Here is a 16940-nt window from a genome sequence, read left to right as displayed (position 1 = left end):
TCAGCAGTTCGATCCTGTTATCGCCCACCAAATTTTATTCAGGGACTGTGCATGAATGATATCTTCATGCACAGTCCCTTTTCTTGTATCATGATGAAGGTGTACCGAAGTTCGTAATTTGTACCACTATCCAATGAGGTTTTATGGGAACAAAGCGGCCGCTGTCGGTTGTATTCCCGGGGCTTTTCCTTTATGATGAAGGCATAGATGTTTAACGTACAGACAGGAGGCCTATAGCGATGGCAGACATGATAAAGGACTTTAAGACGATGCAGCAGGAATTGAAATTAGACGGAACTGAGTTATGCCGCTTGGCTCAGGATTTCCGCCAGACGGCAGAAGATGCCCTGGCAGGAAGAGACAGTTCTCTTTCGGCACTTCACACCTATTTGGGACTTCCTACGGGACAGGAAACGGGGACCTTCATGGCCCTCGATTTCGGCGGTACCAATGTCCGGGCTTCGCGCATTACTTTAAAAGGTGCAGACGGATTTACGATTGAAACCAAGGTAGCGAAACCGCTGCGAAGCGACGATTACGACTATACGACGTCGTCGACGACGGCAGAGGCCTTGTTTGACTTCATTGCGAGAATCGTAAAAGAAGCTGCCGGCGGCAATAAGGCCTATAAGTTGGGCTTCACCTTTTCCTTTGCCGTCAATCAGACGTCGGCCAAGGATGCCAGCCTCATCGCCTGGTCGAAAGAAATCGATGTTCCCGGCGTTGCCGGAAAGTCGATCAACGGCCTGCTCAAAGAAGCCCTCGTTCGCAACGGGATGGACCGCATTGAACCTGTGGCCCTCTTGAATGATACGACGGCGACCCTCTTGTCGTCTGTCTATCAGCATAACCCGGCGCAAATCGGTATCGTCTGCGGTACGGGCTTCAACATGTGCTATTACGAACCGGCCCTTAAGATGATTGTTAACTTAGAAGCGGCTGGCTTTACGGGCGGACCTCGTACGGAATGGGATCGCCGCGTCGACGAAGAATCGCAGCAGCCTGGTGACCACTGCTTTGAAAAGATGATCGGCGGCCGTTACTTAAACGAGCTCTTCCGCGTTATTTTGATGGATTATCTGGATTGTGACGACATTCCTCGTTTTACGACGCGCTGCATGAATGAACTCTTCTCCGGTGAAAAGACGGTCCGCGACGTCCTCGGCTTTGATGTGACGCCGGAACAAAAAGAAGGTCTCTGTGCCTTGGGCCAAGACGTCTTTACGCGGGCGGCACAGATGATCGGCGCTGCCAGCTTCGGCATTCTCGGCCATTTGGCCGGCGAAGAGGAACTCAAAGAGCAGGCCATTGCCATTGAAGGCAGCCTTGTCGAAAAAATCGCCGGTGTCCCCAGTGTCATTGAAGGCGCCGTCTGCCGTTCCTGCATGGGCCTTTCCGAAGGAACGCCCATCCACATCGTGCCCAACAGCCACGGTGCCTCGATCGGGGCCGCCATTGCCGCTGCCCTCTGCGTTTGACGGATGGCCGTGCCCTTGACGCGCTTCTCCTAATTTTTTATAATAAAAGCATAATTCCGGCCCTTGCGGAAATCTCCGCAAGGGTCTTTTTTGCAAGGGAGGAGCGGCCATGGCACTGGAGGAACTCATCAATGAACACCGACAAGAATTGAACAATACCGATATGGGAATTTGGAAGTATATCGTCCAGCACCGGGCCGCCGTCCGCCGCAGTTCGATTCATGAATTGGCCCGGGCCTGCAACGTGTCGACGACGACCATCGTTCGCTTTGCGCAAAAGTTGGGACTCGAAGGCTTCGGTGAATTCAAATTGCTCCTCAAACGGGAACAGGCCCCTGCTGTCGAGTATGATACCAATACGTTGGAAGGGCTGAACCGATTTTATGCTCAGACCGTCGATAAGGTCTGCAGTCTTAACTTTGACCGGGCCAGTTCTCTCATCCATGAAGCCAATCGGATTTTTACCTATTCGTCGGGCTATGTGCAAAATAACGTCGTTCAGGAATTGAAACGCCTCTTTTTCTACGACAATATTTTGATCTACGATGTGCCGGCGCGGGAAGAATTCCGCAATCTCGTCCATTCGCTGACGAAAGATGATTTGTTCATCATCGTCTCTTTTTCCGGGGAGTCACCGGCGGTTACTGAATTAGGCCATCTTTTGAAGGCAAGAGACATTCCCTTTATTTCCATTACCAGGCTCCACGACAATACCCTGGCCTCGTTGTCGACGGTTAATTTCTATATTTCTCCGGGCCAGTTCCAACTCTACGATAAGGACGAGGAGCGCGTTCCCTTCCAGTCTATGATGCCTTACTTCGTTCTCATTGAAGTATGGTATGTCAATTACTGTATGTACTGCCACCGCCTGCGCCAGGGCGACGATTGATATGTACCAAAGTACGCAATTTGTACCAGATTACAGCCCCGTGCCGCTGTGCCGGAAAGCCGCGAAACTATTGTATTCGCGGCTTTTTTTTTATATCCTGTTAGTAAAGATAGCTTCAAGGAATACATCGAATGACGTCTTCGCTATATGACCGAGAAAGCTAAGGACTTATTTTTATTTTAAACGGGAGGAAACTGTTATGACTTTCAGCAAGGAACGCAGTATGCAGGAATTGCAGCGCTTTGGCGGTGCCATGTATACGCCGGTCATTTTATTCGCTTTCTTCGGCTTGACCGTTGCCGTATCGATTATTTTCAGCAATACGGGCCTCTTTGGCAGCTTAGCGGAAGAGGGAACTCTGTGGTACGATTTCTGGTACGTCGTCCAACAAGGTGCCTGGACGGTATTTAAACAAATGCCGATTCTCTTCGCCATCGCCGTTCCCATTGGCTTTGCCAAGAAGGAGCAGGCTCGCTGTGCTATGGAAGGTTTCGTCATTTACATGATCTTCAACTACTTCATTTCTGGTATCTTGAGCCTCCACGGCAGCTATTTCGGCGTCGATTATGGTCAGGACGCCGGAGCCGGTACGGGTCTGGCCATGATTGCCAACATCAAGACCCTGGATATGGGCATGCTCGGCGCCATCTTCATTGCCTGCATTACGGCCTATCTCCACAACCGCTTCTATGATACGGAAATTCCCGAATGGCTGGGCATCTTCAAGGGACCGGCCTTCGTCGTCGCCGTCGGCTTTGTGGTTATGCTGCCGACAGCCCTTCTCTTCTGCTATATCTGGCCGCCCATTCAGCACGGTATCGAACAATTCCAGTTCTTCCTCAAGACCAGCGGCATCTTCGGCGTCTGGGCTTATACCTTCGCCGAGAAGATTCTCCTGCCGGCAGGCCTTCACCACTTCATTTACCTGCCCTTCATTTATGGACCGGCTGTCGTTGACAACGGGATCCAGGCTTATTGGCTGCAGCACCTTAACGATTTTGCGACCAGCGCTCAGTCGCTGCGGGACCTGTTCCCCCAGGGTGGTTTTGCCCTTCACGGCAGCGCGAAGGTCTTCGGTCTGCCCGGCGCGGCTCTTGCCATGTACTACTGCGCCAAACCGGAAAAGCGTAAAAAGGTGGCAGCTCTCTTGATTCCGGCTACGGTTACGGCCGTCCTCTGCGGCATTACTGAACCGATTGAATTTACCTTCTTATTTGTGGCTCCTGTCTTGTATTTCGTCCATGCCGTCTTGTCGGCGACTTTGTCGACCATTCTCTACCTTATCGGCTTGTCGGGCAACTTCGGCGGCGGCCTCATTGACAGCATCGTCCAGAACTGGATTCCCTTGTTCCGCTTCCACGCCTGGACGTATATCATGCAGATTGCCATCGGCCTCTGCTTTACCCTCATTTATTTCGTCGTGTTCCGCTTCCTCATCCTGCACTTCGACTTTAAGACGCCGGGACGCACTGATGACGGTGAAGACGATAAATTGTTTACCAAGGCCGAATACAAGGCCAAGAAAGAAATGGAAAAGAAGGGTATTGCCGGCGGTGCTGATGCCTTGAAAGCGCAAGTCTTCCTCGACTGCCTCGGCGGTCCCGACAACATCCAGGAAGTCACCAACTGTGCAACTCGCCTGCGGGTCACGGTCAACGATCCGGATAAAGTCGCGGGAACGAGCAAGTTTACCAATGCCGGTGCCTTTGGCTTGGTGAAAAACGGCCGTGCCGTCCAGGTCATCGTCGGCTTGTCTGTACCCAACGTCCGCAGCCATTTCGATGCCTTGTTGAAAGGAGATTATACGCCAATGGCTGAAACGTCTCCGGAAGATATGAAAGAAACGACTGTTGACAACCCGCGGGAAGTCCCAGTAAACGCCGTCGCTTCCGTCGATGAAGATTCGCGCTCCATGCGGCTGAAAGCCTTCGTGTCCGGCGACCTCGTCGATATCAGCGAAGTCCCCGACGACGCCTTTTCCCAGATGATGATGGGCGATGGCGTAGCTATTAAGCCGACCAGTGATACGATCGTCGCTCCGGCTGACTGTGTCGTGTCGATGATTATGGAAAGCTCCCTTCATGCCGTCGGTTTGGAACTGAGCAATGGAGCTGAAATCTTGATTCACATCGGCCTCGATACGGTCAACTTAAACGGTCAGGGCTTTACCCTTCTGACCGAGCAGGATGCTCAGGTAAAAGCGGGCGATCCCTTGATTCGCTTTGACCGTGACGTCATTGCCAAAGCCGGCTACGACGATATCGTCATCATGGCCGTTACCAATTCTCCGGAATATCCGCAGATGAAGAAAGAACCGGACCAGCCTGTCGTTGCTGGTGAAACACCGATTGTCATTTTCTAGGAGGTTTTTATGGATACGTTAAAATGGTGGCAAAAAACAGCTGTTTATCAGGTTTATCCCCGCAGCTTTCAGGATACGACGGGAAGCGGTGAAGGCGATATTTCCGGCATTACGCGTCATCTCGATTATTTAAAAGCCTTAGGCATCGGCGCCGTTTGGCTGACGCCGCTCTACCCGTCGCCTATGGTCGACAATGGCTATGATATCAGCGATTACACGGCTATCGACCTTCGCTACGGGACTATGGCCGATATGGAAGAACTCATTGCCGAAGGAAAGAAGCGGGATATCCGCATCGTCATGGATTTGGTTTACAATCATACGTCGGACCGGCACTATTGGTTCCAGGAATCGAAACAGAGTCGGGACAACGATAAAGCTGATTGGTATATCTGGCGCGATGCCAAGGCCGACGGCTCGGCGCCGACTAACTGGCGCTCCATCTTCGGCGGCTCATCTTGGACCTGGTGTGAAGAACGGCAGCAGTATTACCTGCATACCTTTGCGGCTGAACAGCCGGACCTCAACTGGGAAAATTCCGAGGTCCGCCAGGCACTGTACGACGCCGCCAATTTCTGGCTCGATAAGGGCGTCGGCGGCTTCCGCATCGATGCCATCGTCTATATTAAGAAACCGGCTGTCTTTGAAGATGGCCCCGTCGACGGGGCTGATGGCCTGTCTTCGATTCATCCGATTATCGCCAATACACCGGGTATCCTCGACTTTCTCCATGAATTTCGCCGGGAAGTTTTCGACGGACATGACATCTTCACCGTCGCTGAAGCTAACGGCGTAGCGCCGGCAGATTTACCGAAATGGGTCGGCGACGACGGCGTTTTCAGTATGCTCTTTGAATTCAGCCATTCGAACGTGGAATTTATCGATGATGAAATTTGGTGCAAAGCCACTTCTTGGCCGCTGACTAAGCTCAAAAAAGCACTATCGGCCAGCCAAACAGCGACGGCGGATAACGGCTGGTACCCGATTTTCTTTGAAAATCATGACCGCAATCGCTGCGTCAATCACTATTTCCCGGAAGGCATCGATAAAAAAATGGCGGCGAAAGCTATGGCGACGGTCTTGTTCGGCCTTCGGGGCACGCCCTTCGTTTACGAAGGACAGGAGTTGGGCATGGCCAATACGGCTTTTGACCGGATTGAAGACTATAATGACATTTCGACCCACGGCCAGTATCAGATGGCCTTAGATGAAGGCCTTTCGCCGGAGGAAGCCTTGAAAGTCGTCCAGTTTCACAGCCGGGATAATGTCCGGACGCCCATGCAGTGGACGACAGAGGCCCAGGCAGGCTTTACGACAGGGACGCCGTGGCTTCCCGTTCACGAGGACTTTGCTTCCTGCTGCGCCGAAGTCGAAGAAAAAGATGACCAGTCGGTCCTCTCTTATTACCGTCAACTTCAGTATGAACGCTTCCAGGGGGAAGCGGCGCAGATTTTGCTTCAGGGGAGTTATGAAGAACTCTTGACTGACGATGAATCCATCTACGCTTTTAAACGGACCTTAGGCGATGAATCTCTTCTGGTCCTGGTCAATTTCACCAATGACACGGCTCGCTATGATGCGGAACTGGTACGGGGCGCCTCGGTCCTGTTGGGGAATTTTGAAAACCCCAAGGCGGGAAAATTGCGGCCGGCAGAAGCCGTCATCTATCGGATATGAGGAGGAATATGATGTTAAAAGTTGCTGCCAGTGATTACGACGGTACTTTATTCCGAGACGATATCATTACGGCCTTTGATGCAGACGCTGTCCGCCAGTGGCGGGCTGCCGGTCATAAATTCGGTGTCGTTTCCGGACGTGACCACGGCATGCTTTGGCCCCAGCTTGTACATTACGGCATTGAATACGATTATCTGGCCTGCAATAATGGCGGCCTTATCAGCGACGGGCAGAATCAGGTCCTTTGGGAAGCTCGCATCGAACCGGCACTTTTAAAGAAGGCCAGTGAATTGCCCTTGGTACGAAAATCCTTCCACTTCTCTTTTTCATCAGAAGACAAGACCTATCTCTGTCATGATCTGGATGGGACCTGGGTTCGGCGCGAAGCGGCGCAGTGGAATTATCCGTTGGTCACCATTACGGAAGACGACATCGAACACCTGCCCCAGATCATCCATCAGTTTTCTTTAGGGTTTACGACGGCGGAAGATGCGCTGGCTGCCAGTGAAGAAGTCAACGCCAACTTTGGCGATGTGATCCATGCTTACCCCAATCGCTGCGCCGTCGACATCATTCCCGCCGACATCAGTAAAGAACAGGCCATTTCCCATACCCTGGCCATCTTCGGCTGGGACGGCGCTGAAATCCTGGCCATTGGCGATGAAGTCAACGACCTTCCCATGATTCTGGGCTACAACGGCTATACCGTTTCTACGGCCCGGACGGCCATCCAGGCCCAGGCCCGTAAAGTCTATGACAGCGTAGGGGCCATGTTGCTCGATAACTTATAAGAAAAGAGGTCCTTACGATGAATGTGAATAAGAAAGCCTGGGCTATCGTGGCTGCCCTGACCCTGGAACTGTCCGGCGCGGCCTGGGCGGCGTCAGCTGACAGTTTCTCCGATGTACCGAAAGACCACTGGTCCTATGAAGCCCTTGACTATCTGGCTCAAGAAGGCGTCATCGAAGGGATGGGCGACAATACCTTTGAAGGCGGCCGCACCATGACTCGCTATGAAGTAGCCAGCATCGTCGCTAAAGCCATGCAGAAAGGCGGCGGCAACTACGGGGACAAGGCCGTTCTTGAAAAGCTGCACGGAGAATATGCTGATGAAATCAGCGTCCTCCAGCAGCAGGTAGCGGCCAATACGAAACAGATTGACCAAAACACGAAAGACATCGATGAATTAAAGAACGGCATTGCCGGCAAGATGGAACTCAGCGGTTTTATCCGCGTCCAGTATGACAACGATAAATACAGCGGTCAGGTACAGAACAACAGCGACTTGTACAAAGATAATAATCGCTTCTACATGAGTTTGAACGGTGCCTATAAAGTAAACGAAAATTGGAAGGCCAAATTCCAGTTAGAAAAGAACTCCTTCTACAACGGTGGCCACGATCATGAAAACGAATCGGGCTCATGGGCTGCCGACGGGAAGGATAAAGGCCGGGCTAAGCGCTGGTCAGGCCATGACGGCAATATCCAGCGCATCTGGGTTGAAGGGACGGATCCTAAGACCGGTGCCTGGATCAACATCGGTCGAGCTTGGCGCGGATTAGGTCAGCAGAACGTCCTCTTCGGGACCGAATCAGACGGCGTTCAAGTCGCCGTGCCGATCAAAGGGACAAGCCTGATGGCCAGCGGCTTTTGGATGGCCTCAACAGGAGCCGGAAACCATGAAAGCTGGTATGGGCTTGGTGCGTGGGGCAATGTCGGACCGAGAGCTGGCATCAATGTGGCCTATGCCTTGAACTCCAAGAATAAAGGCGACGTCTACGAAAAGAACACGACTCACCTCGAATCGTGGGGGGAAGAAACCGTCGATTACGACAAAGCCTACGTCCTCAGCGGTTGGTTCGACGTCTCTAAAGACGTCCGCTTCCTGGCCGACTACGCTCGTACCAACGCTGACTATCAGAACAGCAGCACCTTCCTGCGCGTGAACTATCGCCAGACAGACCTGAATACACCGGGCACCTGGCAGGCCTACGCCCGCTGGTATCGCTATGGAACGAACGGCACCATCGCCGGTGACGACGAATGGGGCTCCCTGTTCTATAATGGCAGTGCCGGCAGTAGAGGCTGGATCCTCGGCTATAAATACGTCCCTTGGAAGAATATCGAATGGGAAACACTGTATTCGAAACAAGAACAGATTTCTAACTCCGATAATAAGCGAACCCTCATCCGCACGCAGATGGACTTCCATTTTTAAGAGCCCCGCGCTTAATGTCATACATCACTTTATGCCAATTACACAGACCTTGCATGGATACTTTTTTCGTGCGAGGTCTGTTTTGTCGTGTTTTCCTTCTTGACGCCTCTTTTCCCTCTTGATATAATTAATTAACACAAAACAACAAATATAAACAATGTAGTGTGAGCGAATGATGTGAAGATGAACATGAGGTGAACGATATGCTACCGGCAGAACGACGGCAATTTATTTTGAATGAACTTTATAAGAGTAAAGCCGTTACGGTAAACGACTTAGCGCAACAACTTGACGTAACGACGATGACGATTCGACGGGATTTACAGCATTTAGAAGAAGGCGGACTCGTTGAAAAAAGCCACGGCGGGGCTGTTTTAGTCGAATCGTCTGTAAAAGATGCAACGTACCGTAATCGAAAACTCGTCCATATCGATGAAAAACGGAAGATGGCAGCGGCTGCTCTTCCCATGATTGAATCATCGATGAGTATTTTCCTAGATGCGGGGACGACGAACTTTGAATTGGCAGAGTTAATGGCTAAACAGCGGTGGGAGAATCTGACCGTTGTCACCAATGACTTGGCCATTGCTCAAGTTTTGACGCCAGTTTTAGGCATTTATGTCATCCTTTTGGGCGGCCATATTGACGTCGAATCGAACTCGACTTGCGGCGTATTGGCGACCAATATGGTGCAGACCATGCATTTTGACATCTGCTTTTTTGGTACCCAGGCCGTCACGCCTGACTGGCGTATCATGACGGCCAATGCTGAAAAAATTGATGTTAAACGGGCTTGTCTGCATGCGTCGGATAAGGTGGTCCTCCTTGCCGATCATTCTAAATTCAAGAAACATAAACTCTATTATATTCTAGATATATGGGAAATGGATGTCCTCATTAGCGATTATATGGCAACTGCCGAAGAACAGAGCTTGTTTGACGAACATCATGTAACCTTTATCCATGTTTAGTGAGGTGGTATTATGCATCCATTTGTCATCGTTGCCGATGATTTTACGGGCGCCAATGATACGGGGGTCCAACTTTGTAGAAGTGGGATTCCCGTCGATGTTGTTTTAGATGTAAACCAAATTAAAGACGATGAAACCAGCTTGTCAATCGACTGTGAAAGCCGAGTTGTTTCCGCAGAGGAAGCCTATCATCGCGTTTATGAGGCTATCGCCTGTGTGAATTTGCGAGGGGGATGCCGCTTTCTTTATAAAAAGGTAGACTCGACGCTGCGCGGGCATTTACAAGAAGAAATTCGCGCGGCGGTTGATGTTTATAAGCCGGAACTCATTATCTTTGCACCAGCTTATCCGGCTCAGGGGCGGACTGTAGAACAAGGGCGGCTCTGTGTTCATGGAACGCCGCTCCTCGATACAGAAATCGCCCGTGATCCGAGAAATCCTCTTCAAGAAGACCGGATTCAGAAAATCCTGACGGAGTGTCTGAATCAGCCTGTACACCACTATGCGTTGTCGGAGGTTTCTATGGAGTCCTTTGATTGGACGGGAACAGCCTATTCTTTTGATACTAAGGAACAGGTGCAGCTAGAGACTATTGCCATGGCGGCGATGAAGACGGGAAAGAAAATCCTTTGGATCGGTTCAGCCGGATTGGCTCAAGGGATTTTAACGGTATCTTATCGAAGGAAACCGACGTTGACCGTTATTGGCAGCATTAGCAGTAAAACCATGAAGCAGTTGCAGTATTGCCGTGAAAACGGCGTATCTGTCGTAGCCTTAGATATGAAGACGATCTATGAAACGCATCAGGTCGACCGTGCTGTTCGTGATGTGGTGACCTATTTGAAGGAAGGACAGGACGTCGTCCTTACCGGTGCTTCCTGCCGGCAAGATTATGAAGCTTTTGCCGCCTATGGTCGTGAACATGGCATTTCAACAGATGTATTGGCGGAGTTTACCAAACAGACACTGAGCGGCATGGTGCCGGTGATCTTAAAAGAGGCTGCTGTGAATGGCTTGTTCTTGACTGGTGGTGATACGGCAATCGCCGTCATTCATCAATTGGAAGCGAGCGGTTCACACATCGAGCGGGAACTTGTTCCTGGTTTTGTGTTAGGACGTTTGTTAGGAGGCTCTCGAGCTGGTCTGCCTATTGTGACCAAGGCCGGGGCCTTTGGCACGGAGGAAGATATTTATAACTGCATAAAAGAACTGGATGATTTGCCCCATCGTTAACCGGAGTTGTGTTCAGATTATCAGATTAAAAAGCGCTTGACCAATAGATGACAAGGTTTTCTTGACTATTGGTCAAGCTTTTTTTTGTTATTATCTGTTCTATTATGTTTAAAATGTATGCTTTGTTAAACTTTAAGTGATACCACGAAGCTAGGAATAGTCATTGCTCAAGGGGAAATATATCTTGAAATTATACAAATGAGCATTGTTTTATTAATGACAAATAAGCATTGACGTTATTATAAAAACTCGTTGACTTATTCGAACAATTTTCATATAATTAAACCAACAAAAACAAACAAATAAAAACACTATGGAACAATAAAATAAAACATACGTGTTGGGATAAAGGAGGAGGTATAGTGAGAACACATTTTGTTGGCATTACCATGGGCGATCCGGCTGGTATTGGTCCTGAGATTTCGCTCAAAGCGATAGATGCTAAAAAAGAGTATCAACAATCTGTCTTAATCTATGGCAGTTATAAAGTTCTCCAACATTACCATCAGCAACTTAACTTATCGACACCCTTGGTGCAGATTCAAAATGTTCAAGAATTTCAACCGGGGAAAATCAATGTTATCTCTGTTGTTGATTTAGATTTTGGCAAAGATCTTGAAATCGGAAAGGTTTCTCCCATTGCTGGAGACGCTGCTTACCGATATATCGAACGAGCCATTTCCGATGCCATGAAGGGTGACGTGCGAGTGGTTACAACGGCTCCCTTGAATAAAGAAGCGTTGCATAAAGGCGGACACGCTTACGATGGTCATACTGAAATCTTTGCAACCCTTACGGGAACCAAGGCCTATACGATGATGCTTTGGAGTGAAAAGATGTCAGTCGTTCATGTATCGACCCACTGTTCCCTGCGAGAAGCGTGTAATCGGGCGACGAAGGCCAGGGTTTTGGAATGTATCCACTTGGCAGATAAGGCGATGAAACAGTTAGGGATTACGACACCGAGAATTGCCGTTGCCGGACTGAATCCGCACAGTGGGGAAGCCGGAATTTTCGGACATGAAGACATTGATGAAATCATGCCGGCTATCGCTGAAGCTAAAAGCGAAGGCCTTTGCGTTGACGGCCCCGTTTCACCGGATACCGTTTTCTTAAAGGCGTATCACGGTGTTTATGACATCGTCGTAGCGATGTATCACGACCAAGGTCATATCCCCATGAAGATGGTGGCCTTTGATTCTGGAGTCAATGTTACCTTGGGACTTCCCATCATTCGTACTTCCGTCGATCATGGCACGGCCTTTGACATTGCCGGTAAAGGCATCGCCAAGGCAGACAGCATGTGCTATGCCGTAGATTTAGGGAAACGTTTTGCCGATCATTAAATTTCTATACAGATGCCTAATGGCGAGAATGGATTATGTTTACTTAGGACAGGGAAGTTCACTCTTCAGAAATGGATGATCAGAGCCTTGCAAGAAACTAAGGTTAGGCAGCATTACGCCAGAACCCATATAACGTTTTGAAAAATGGATATGATCTTTCTGATGAATTGTGGCTGTAAATTAAAAACAAGGGATTGAATACAATCCCTTGTTTTTGTTGATGTAAATTTAGAGCTTACTCGTGTGTTCTTGGTTACTCATGGAGAAACCGCCGCCTCGGACGTCGTCGAAGTCGAGGTTGGGATCGTATTCGGGGAGTTTGGCCAAGCGTTTTACCAGGCCGTAGGGTTTCTGTAAGGATAGGCTTTCTCCATGGCCGGAGAGGACCCAGAGGACTTTATAGCCATGAGGGGCTGTTTGCAGGGTTTCTTCGCCTTTGCCGTCGGTGAAGTAGACTAAAAGGTCGATGTTTTGGGTGTTGGCAAAGTCGAAGACTGGTGTATAGGCGGTACCGCCGCGGATGTCGAGGCGCCCTTTGACGTCTTCCAGGTCGCGGACGTGGTAGGTGCGGCGAATTTGGTCGTCGCATTCGACGACGATGATTTCGTGGTCATAGCAGCGAACGAGCTGCAGGACTTCACTGACGGCCTGGCGAAATTCGGCATCGGTGATGCTGCCGCTGATGTCGAGGGCGACGATGATCTTGGCCGTATGGGAGCGCAGCTTGCCGGGCAGGTCGAGGCGGTCCGGCTGGCGGCGGTTGCGGCGCATGGGTGTCCGTTTCCAACGGCTGGCGACGGAGCCGACCAGTTTTTTCAGGTACCAGTGCCAGGGGAGGCCGTCTTTGTTGTCCTTTAAGGCTTTGATCATGCTTTCCAGGTAGTTGGAAAGATCGCCCTTGGACGAGGCGTCGACGTATTTTTCGGTGAATTCCCGCAGCGTTTCGTCGTCGATTTCATCGCTTTCATCCCACAGGTCGTGGGTCGTTACGGGATTATAGGAGACGGCGACCGTTTCGTCGGAATCGCTTTCCGGTTCTGGAAGGTTTTTGTTTTCCGTACGCAGGTCGAGAGCGGTCTGAATCTTGTCGACGTAATATTCCAGACTTTCGAAGGGCTTTAGGAGAAGGGAAAAGTTGGTGTTGACCCATTCCAAAGTCGTCGAAAAGGGCGGCAGGTGGTCGAGGTAGGTGTTGACGACGACGTCCATGGCAAAGGTGATGGCTTGCTTGCTGTAGTTTTCGCGCAGTTCCTTGGCTCGGATGAGGTGCAGGGAGACGACGTGAAGGATTTCGTGTTTGATTGTGCTTTCCATCTGTTCCGGTGACAGGGTCAGGAAGATGAGGGGATTGAAGTGAATTTGATAGCGGGTGCCCTTAAAGTTGACACCTGTCGGCGAAGCTAAATCGAAGCGGATGCTCTTGGTCATCTGAAAGAGAAAGTATCCGAAAAAATTATCCTTGTCTTCCATGAGATGGCCGGTGATGCGGCCGAGGAAGGCGAAGAATTTATTTTGAAAATCAGCCGGTATCTCCGCGTCCGGATTTGGACGGACATTATCTTGGAGGATATCGTCGGCGATTATCGATGCCTGCTGGTAGAGGAGAGTGGCTTCAACGGTAATGGACTGCTTCATCCGATTTACCGTAAGGAGCGAAAGGCTGCAAAGTAACTGTCGATGAAGTCGGCGTTATCCAAAGCGCAGGCATAGACTTTGGGATTGGCGGATTTCATGTCTTTCATGACACCTAAGCGAAGATCGACGGGATAGAGGGAGAGGAAGGCGACGAAGCGCGATAAGAGGGCCTGGTTGTCGCTGTCCTCCGAGAGGTGAGAATCTAACTGTTTGAGGATGTTTTTGGCCGTCAGATAGAGGCGCGTATGGCTTTCACCGGCGACGCGGCCGCTTAATTCCGGAGCAAGGGTATCGCCGCTGAAGACGTCGTTATAGGTGATGAGGGGCGATGCGTCAGAGTTGACGAATTGGATGAACTCTTCGGCGATGAGTTTGCCGACGTTGCCGCGGATGACATTGTGGAAGACCGATTTGGGGATGCTGCCGGCATCATTTTTATAAATGGTGTAGAGTTTTGAAATTCGTTCATAGCTTCGCGGCGTTGCGTTGATATCGTCTTCGTTGGTCTTATCGAGGTATTCCGGATAGGTGGAAATGAATTCCATGACCGTTTCTTCGATACCGGCTGACGACGCCCAGTCGAGCCACTGCAGATAATCCGGTTCCATGTACAGCCAGACGAAGCGGTTCTGCTGAGCCGCGTCCATTTCGACGACTTCATAATCGTAGGCGTCGGACGGGTTCATGGCGGCGATGATGTGAACCGACGGCGACAGGGCGTAGCCGTTGATTTCGCGGTTTAAGATGAGGTTCATCAATTCCTGCTGGACGGCGTGGTCGCAGCGGTTGATTTCATCGATGAACAACAGGACTGTTTTGCCCTTGGCGATTTCTTCGTCGATGGTGCGCAGTTTATGATGGACGGCATAGACGGTAGTCCCGTTTTCGACGGTCGGGAGACCGCCGATTTCCCCTTCTTTCAATAAGTTGCCGTCGATTCCGACTAAGCTCCAGTCGTGTCGATGAGCCAGTTCGCGGGCAAGCGAGGTCTTGCCGATACCCGTTTCGCCGACGAGAAGGGGAACTTCACCGGCCGTGAGAACGAGTTCTACGCTTTTATATGTATCTGTAAAGTTCATAGTCGTTACTCCTATTTTAAGGTCAATTTTTCGTCTACAGTAATGCGTCGGGCTTTTTGGCTGCCATAGTCATCGACGAGGAGGATCTTGTCGACTGGCGAGAGGTCGACGGCGCTGCAGGTAATGAAGTTGCGGACGTATTCTTCGGACACGTCTTCTTGAGCGAGGATATCCTTGAGGGTATCGCGCCAGTCATCGGGACTGAGGCTGATATCCTTGGGGATGTATTTACTGACCAGGACGTTGAGTCCCAGATAATGGAGGAAATCTTCTTTTCCTAAGTTGCGGATGAGCCGCAGGGCCTGGGCGTCTTCGCGGATCGCCAAGTCCTTGGCTTCGTCCGTCGGATTTTCGATATAGCGGAGGGCTTCGTAGTTGCCGCGAACGGCGGCTAATTGGACGTCCGGTGCCGGATCCTTGATGTACTTGACGGCGTCGTAATTCTTGTTGACGGCGCGGAGCTGTAAGTCGTGGTCGGCATCTTTGATGTATTTAATGGCCCAACCGGACTGGTCTAAGGCGGCGTCGATGAGTTCCTGTGAGGGATTGTCGAGGTAGCTTAAATTGTTCCAGCCGGCGCGTACGGCCTGAAGCTTAATGTCTTCTGACGGGTTTTCGATGAACTGGATGGCTCTTGCCGTATTGGCAATGGCCGCCTCTTGAACAGCCGGAGACGGATTGGTAATATATTGGAGAGCCTGACCGTTCAGTTGTACGGCCAGGAGCTGCATTTCTTCTGTTGGATTTTCGATTCGCCCAATGACATAAGGATTGTTACGAATCATATTCATATATTGTTCTGTTGTCATATCGGGTACCTTTCCTTGAAATAACAGGGGTTTTTGTTTATATTATACAATAATCATTATTAATAAGATATATTTTGTTGTTATCGATTACTGTTAGCATCTATTACATCTATTAATAGTGATACTGTCAAGGGAGGTTTGTACATGAAGAGTACATAAGACTGACGTATCGGTGATTTTGTAGTCCCTTGTTGAGAATACGTTCCGTTGGGAACGATGTCGTCCCATCAGTATACGGAAATTGCCCACTTTGTTCTTGATAAAACGATTGAAATATCATAAAATTATCTTATGGAAAACGCAAAGAAAGGAAAGGGTGCCATGTTAGACTTTCGTATCCATACATTTTTGTGCGTTTGCCGTCACATGAATTATACCCGGGCTGCCGTTGAGCTCCATATCACGCAGCCTGCCGTTTCTCAGCATATTCGATATTTAGAACGCGAATACGGGGCCAAACTTTTTAGTTACAAGGGGAAACATCTGCAGTTGACACAAGCCGGCCATATTCTTTGGAATGCGGCGACGGCTATCAGTCATGACGATACGCTTTTAAAAGAGCATCTGCGTGACCTGCAGCATCACCACTCCTTGTCTTTTGGCGCGACGCCAACAGCCGGTATGGGCATTCTTGATAAGTTGTCCGTCATCCTCAAGCAAAATGGGGACATGAATCTTCGCATGGAGATTGCCGATGCTGATAAACTGCTCCAGTCCTTAGATAAGGGGACCATTGATTTTGCCATCGTCGAAAGTTCTTTTGACCAAGGTCATTACGATTCGCTTTTATTTTCTACGGAACCCATCGTTGCCGTCTGTTCGGACGGGTACGAGGCTCCCGATGAAATGACCCTTGCGGATCTAATGCACTATCGGCTCATCATCGGCGAACGCCATGCTGGTGTCCGTCGGATCTTAGAACGGAAGCTGGCGGAAAAAGGGTACACCCTGGAGCATTTTCCGTCCCGCTATGAAGTGGGCAGCCTGTCTGCTGTAAAAGGGCTGGCCTGCCGCGACTGCGGTATTGCATTCTTATATGAAAAATCAGTTCACCAAGAACTGGCTGAGGGAAGGCTCAGACGCATCGCCATTACGGATTTTTCCGTGATGCACGCATTTTCATTCTTGTGGCGCAAGGGCAGCATGTACCGCGCTTTGTTTACACAGATATATGACCAGTTGAAAGACTGAGTCCTATACTTGCTGCCGTTTATTTCATAGATTTTGAAAGGGTGAAGAGAAC

13 protein-coding genes are annotated in these 16940 nt (G+C 50.1%); 10 read left to right on the top strand and 3 right to left on the bottom strand.

Translation table 11 applies throughout. From position 1 onward, the window contains the following. The first annotated feature begins 239 nt into the window (after nt 1-239). The 9 genes from HMPREF3201_RS00400 (at nt 240) to pdxA (ending at nt 12174) form a co-directional block, all read left to right on the top strand. Nucleotides 240-1478, top strand: coding sequence for a hexokinase family protein (locus HMPREF3201_RS00400; RefSeq protein WP_062411221.1), 1239 nt, complete (start codon nt 240-242; stop codon nt 1476-1478). 109 nt (nt 1479-1587) lie between these two features. Then, a complete protein-coding gene (locus HMPREF3201_RS00395) occupies nt 1588-2367 on the top strand; it encodes a MurR/RpiR family transcriptional regulator (RefSeq protein WP_062411220.1) in 780 nt (259 codons plus the stop codon). Between the two features lie 199 nt (nt 2368-2566). Next, nucleotides 2567-4729, top strand: coding sequence for an alpha-glucoside-specific PTS transporter subunit IIBC (locus HMPREF3201_RS00390; protein ID WP_062411219.1), 2163 nt, complete (start codon nt 2567-2569; stop codon nt 4727-4729). Nucleotides 4730-4738: 9 nt separating this feature from the next. Continuing rightward, nucleotides 4739-6406 carry a glycoside hydrolase family 13 protein gene (locus HMPREF3201_RS00385; RefSeq protein ID WP_062411218.1) on the top strand — a complete coding sequence of 556 codons (1668 nt, stop codon included), beginning with the start codon at nt 4739-4741 and terminating at the stop codon, nt 6404-6406. An 8-nt stretch (nt 6407-6414) separates the two neighbouring features. Beyond that, nucleotides 6415-7197: an HAD-IIB family hydrolase gene (locus tag HMPREF3201_RS00380; protein WP_227163167.1), complete on the top strand. Its 783-nt coding sequence runs from the start codon at nt 6415-6417 to the stop codon at nt 7195-7197. 17 nt (nt 7198-7214) lie between these two features. Next, a complete protein-coding gene (locus tag HMPREF3201_RS00375; RefSeq protein WP_062411216.1) occupies nt 7215-8624 on the top strand; it encodes an S-layer homology domain-containing protein in 1410 nt (469 codons plus the stop codon). 203 nt (nt 8625-8827) lie between these two features. After that, nucleotides 8828-9595 (top strand): DeoR/GlpR family DNA-binding transcription regulator, encoded by a 768-nt coding sequence (locus HMPREF3201_RS00370; RefSeq protein ID WP_062411215.1) that lies wholly within the window; start codon nt 8828-8830, stop codon nt 9593-9595. A 12-nt stretch (nt 9596-9607) separates the two neighbouring features. Continuing rightward, nucleotides 9608-10828, top strand: a complete 1221-nt coding sequence (locus HMPREF3201_RS00365; RefSeq protein ID WP_062411214.1) for a four-carbon acid sugar kinase family protein — start codon at nt 9608-9610, stop codon at nt 10826-10828. A gap of 362 nt (nt 10829-11190) precedes the next feature. Next, nucleotides 11191-12174, top strand: a complete 984-nt coding sequence (gene pdxA, locus HMPREF3201_RS00360; RefSeq protein WP_062411213.1) for a 4-hydroxythreonine-4-phosphate dehydrogenase PdxA — start codon at nt 11191-11193, stop codon at nt 12172-12174. A gap of 228 nt (nt 12175-12402) precedes the next feature. On the opposite strand, the gene HMPREF3201_RS00355 is transcribed toward pdxA, so the two are convergent. The 3 genes from HMPREF3201_RS00355 to HMPREF3201_RS00345 are packed head-to-tail and all read right to left on the bottom strand — an operon-like array spanning nt 12403 to nt 15679. Further along, nucleotides 12403-13809, bottom strand: coding sequence for a vWA domain-containing protein (locus HMPREF3201_RS00355; protein WP_062411212.1), 1407 nt, complete (start codon nt 13807-13809; stop codon nt 12403-12405). A gap of 5 nt (nt 13810-13814) precedes the next feature. Then, a complete protein-coding gene (locus HMPREF3201_RS00350) occupies nt 13815-14888 on the bottom strand; it encodes an ATP-binding protein (protein WP_062411211.1) in 1074 nt (357 codons plus the stop codon). An 11-nt stretch (nt 14889-14899) separates the two neighbouring features. Further along, nucleotides 14900-15679 carry a hypothetical protein gene (locus tag HMPREF3201_RS00345; RefSeq protein ID WP_227163168.1) on the bottom strand — a complete coding sequence of 260 codons (780 nt, stop codon included), beginning with the start codon at nt 15677-15679 and terminating at the stop codon, nt 14900-14902. 339 nt (nt 15680-16018) lie between these two features. Between HMPREF3201_RS00345 and HMPREF3201_RS00340 the strand changes: the two genes are divergently transcribed. Beyond that, nucleotides 16019-16888, top strand: a complete 870-nt coding sequence (locus tag HMPREF3201_RS00340; RefSeq protein ID WP_062411209.1) for a LysR family transcriptional regulator — start codon at nt 16019-16021, stop codon at nt 16886-16888. Nucleotides 16889-16940 lie beyond the last annotated feature (52 nt).

This window comes from Megasphaera sp. MJR8396C, from assembly GCF_001546855.1.
Lineage (GTDB): Bacteria > Bacillota > Negativicutes > Veillonellales > Megasphaeraceae > Megasphaera.
This window is presented reverse-complemented; position numbering and strand designations above follow the sequence as displayed.

What these genes read in the sequence shown, in the direction of transcription:
- HMPREF3201_RS00400 (WP_062411221.1), top strand. Translation starts at nt 240, where the DNA reads ATGGCAGACATGATAAAGGACTTTAAGACGATGCAGCAGGAATTGAAA.
- HMPREF3201_RS00395 (WP_062411220.1), top strand. Translation starts at nt 1,588, where the DNA reads ATGGCACTGGAGGAACTCATCAATGAACACCGACAAGAATTGAACAAT.
- HMPREF3201_RS00390 (WP_062411219.1), top strand. Translation starts at nt 2,567, where the DNA reads ATGACTTTCAGCAAGGAACGCAGTATGCAGGAATTGCAGCGCTTTGGC.
- HMPREF3201_RS00385 (WP_062411218.1), top strand. Translation starts at nt 4,739, where the DNA reads ATGGATACGTTAAAATGGTGGCAAAAAACAGCTGTTTATCAGGTTTAT.
- HMPREF3201_RS00380 (WP_227163167.1), top strand. Translation starts at nt 6,415, where the DNA reads ATGATGTTAAAAGTTGCTGCCAGTGATTACGACGGTACTTTATTCCGA.
- HMPREF3201_RS00375 (WP_062411216.1), top strand. Translation starts at nt 7,215, where the DNA reads ATGAATGTGAATAAGAAAGCCTGGGCTATCGTGGCTGCCCTGACCCTG.
- HMPREF3201_RS00370 (WP_062411215.1), top strand. Translation starts at nt 8,828, where the DNA reads ATGCTACCGGCAGAACGACGGCAATTTATTTTGAATGAACTTTATAAG.
- HMPREF3201_RS00365 (WP_062411214.1), top strand. Translation starts at nt 9,608, where the DNA reads ATGCATCCATTTGTCATCGTTGCCGATGATTTTACGGGCGCCAATGAT.
- HMPREF3201_RS00355 (WP_062411212.1), bottom strand. Translation starts at nt 13,809, where the DNA reads ATGAAGCAGTCCATTACCGTTGAAGCCACTCTCCTCTACCAGCAGGCA.
- HMPREF3201_RS00350 (WP_062411211.1), bottom strand. Translation starts at nt 14,888, where the DNA reads ATGAACTTTACAGATACATATAAAAGCGTAGAACTCGTTCTCACGGCC.
- HMPREF3201_RS00345 (WP_227163168.1), bottom strand. Translation starts at nt 15,679, where the DNA reads ATGAATATGATTCGTAACAATCCTTATGTCATTGGGCGAATCGAAAAT.
- HMPREF3201_RS00340 (WP_062411209.1), top strand. Translation starts at nt 16,019, where the DNA reads ATGTTAGACTTTCGTATCCATACATTTTTGTGCGTTTGCCGTCACATG.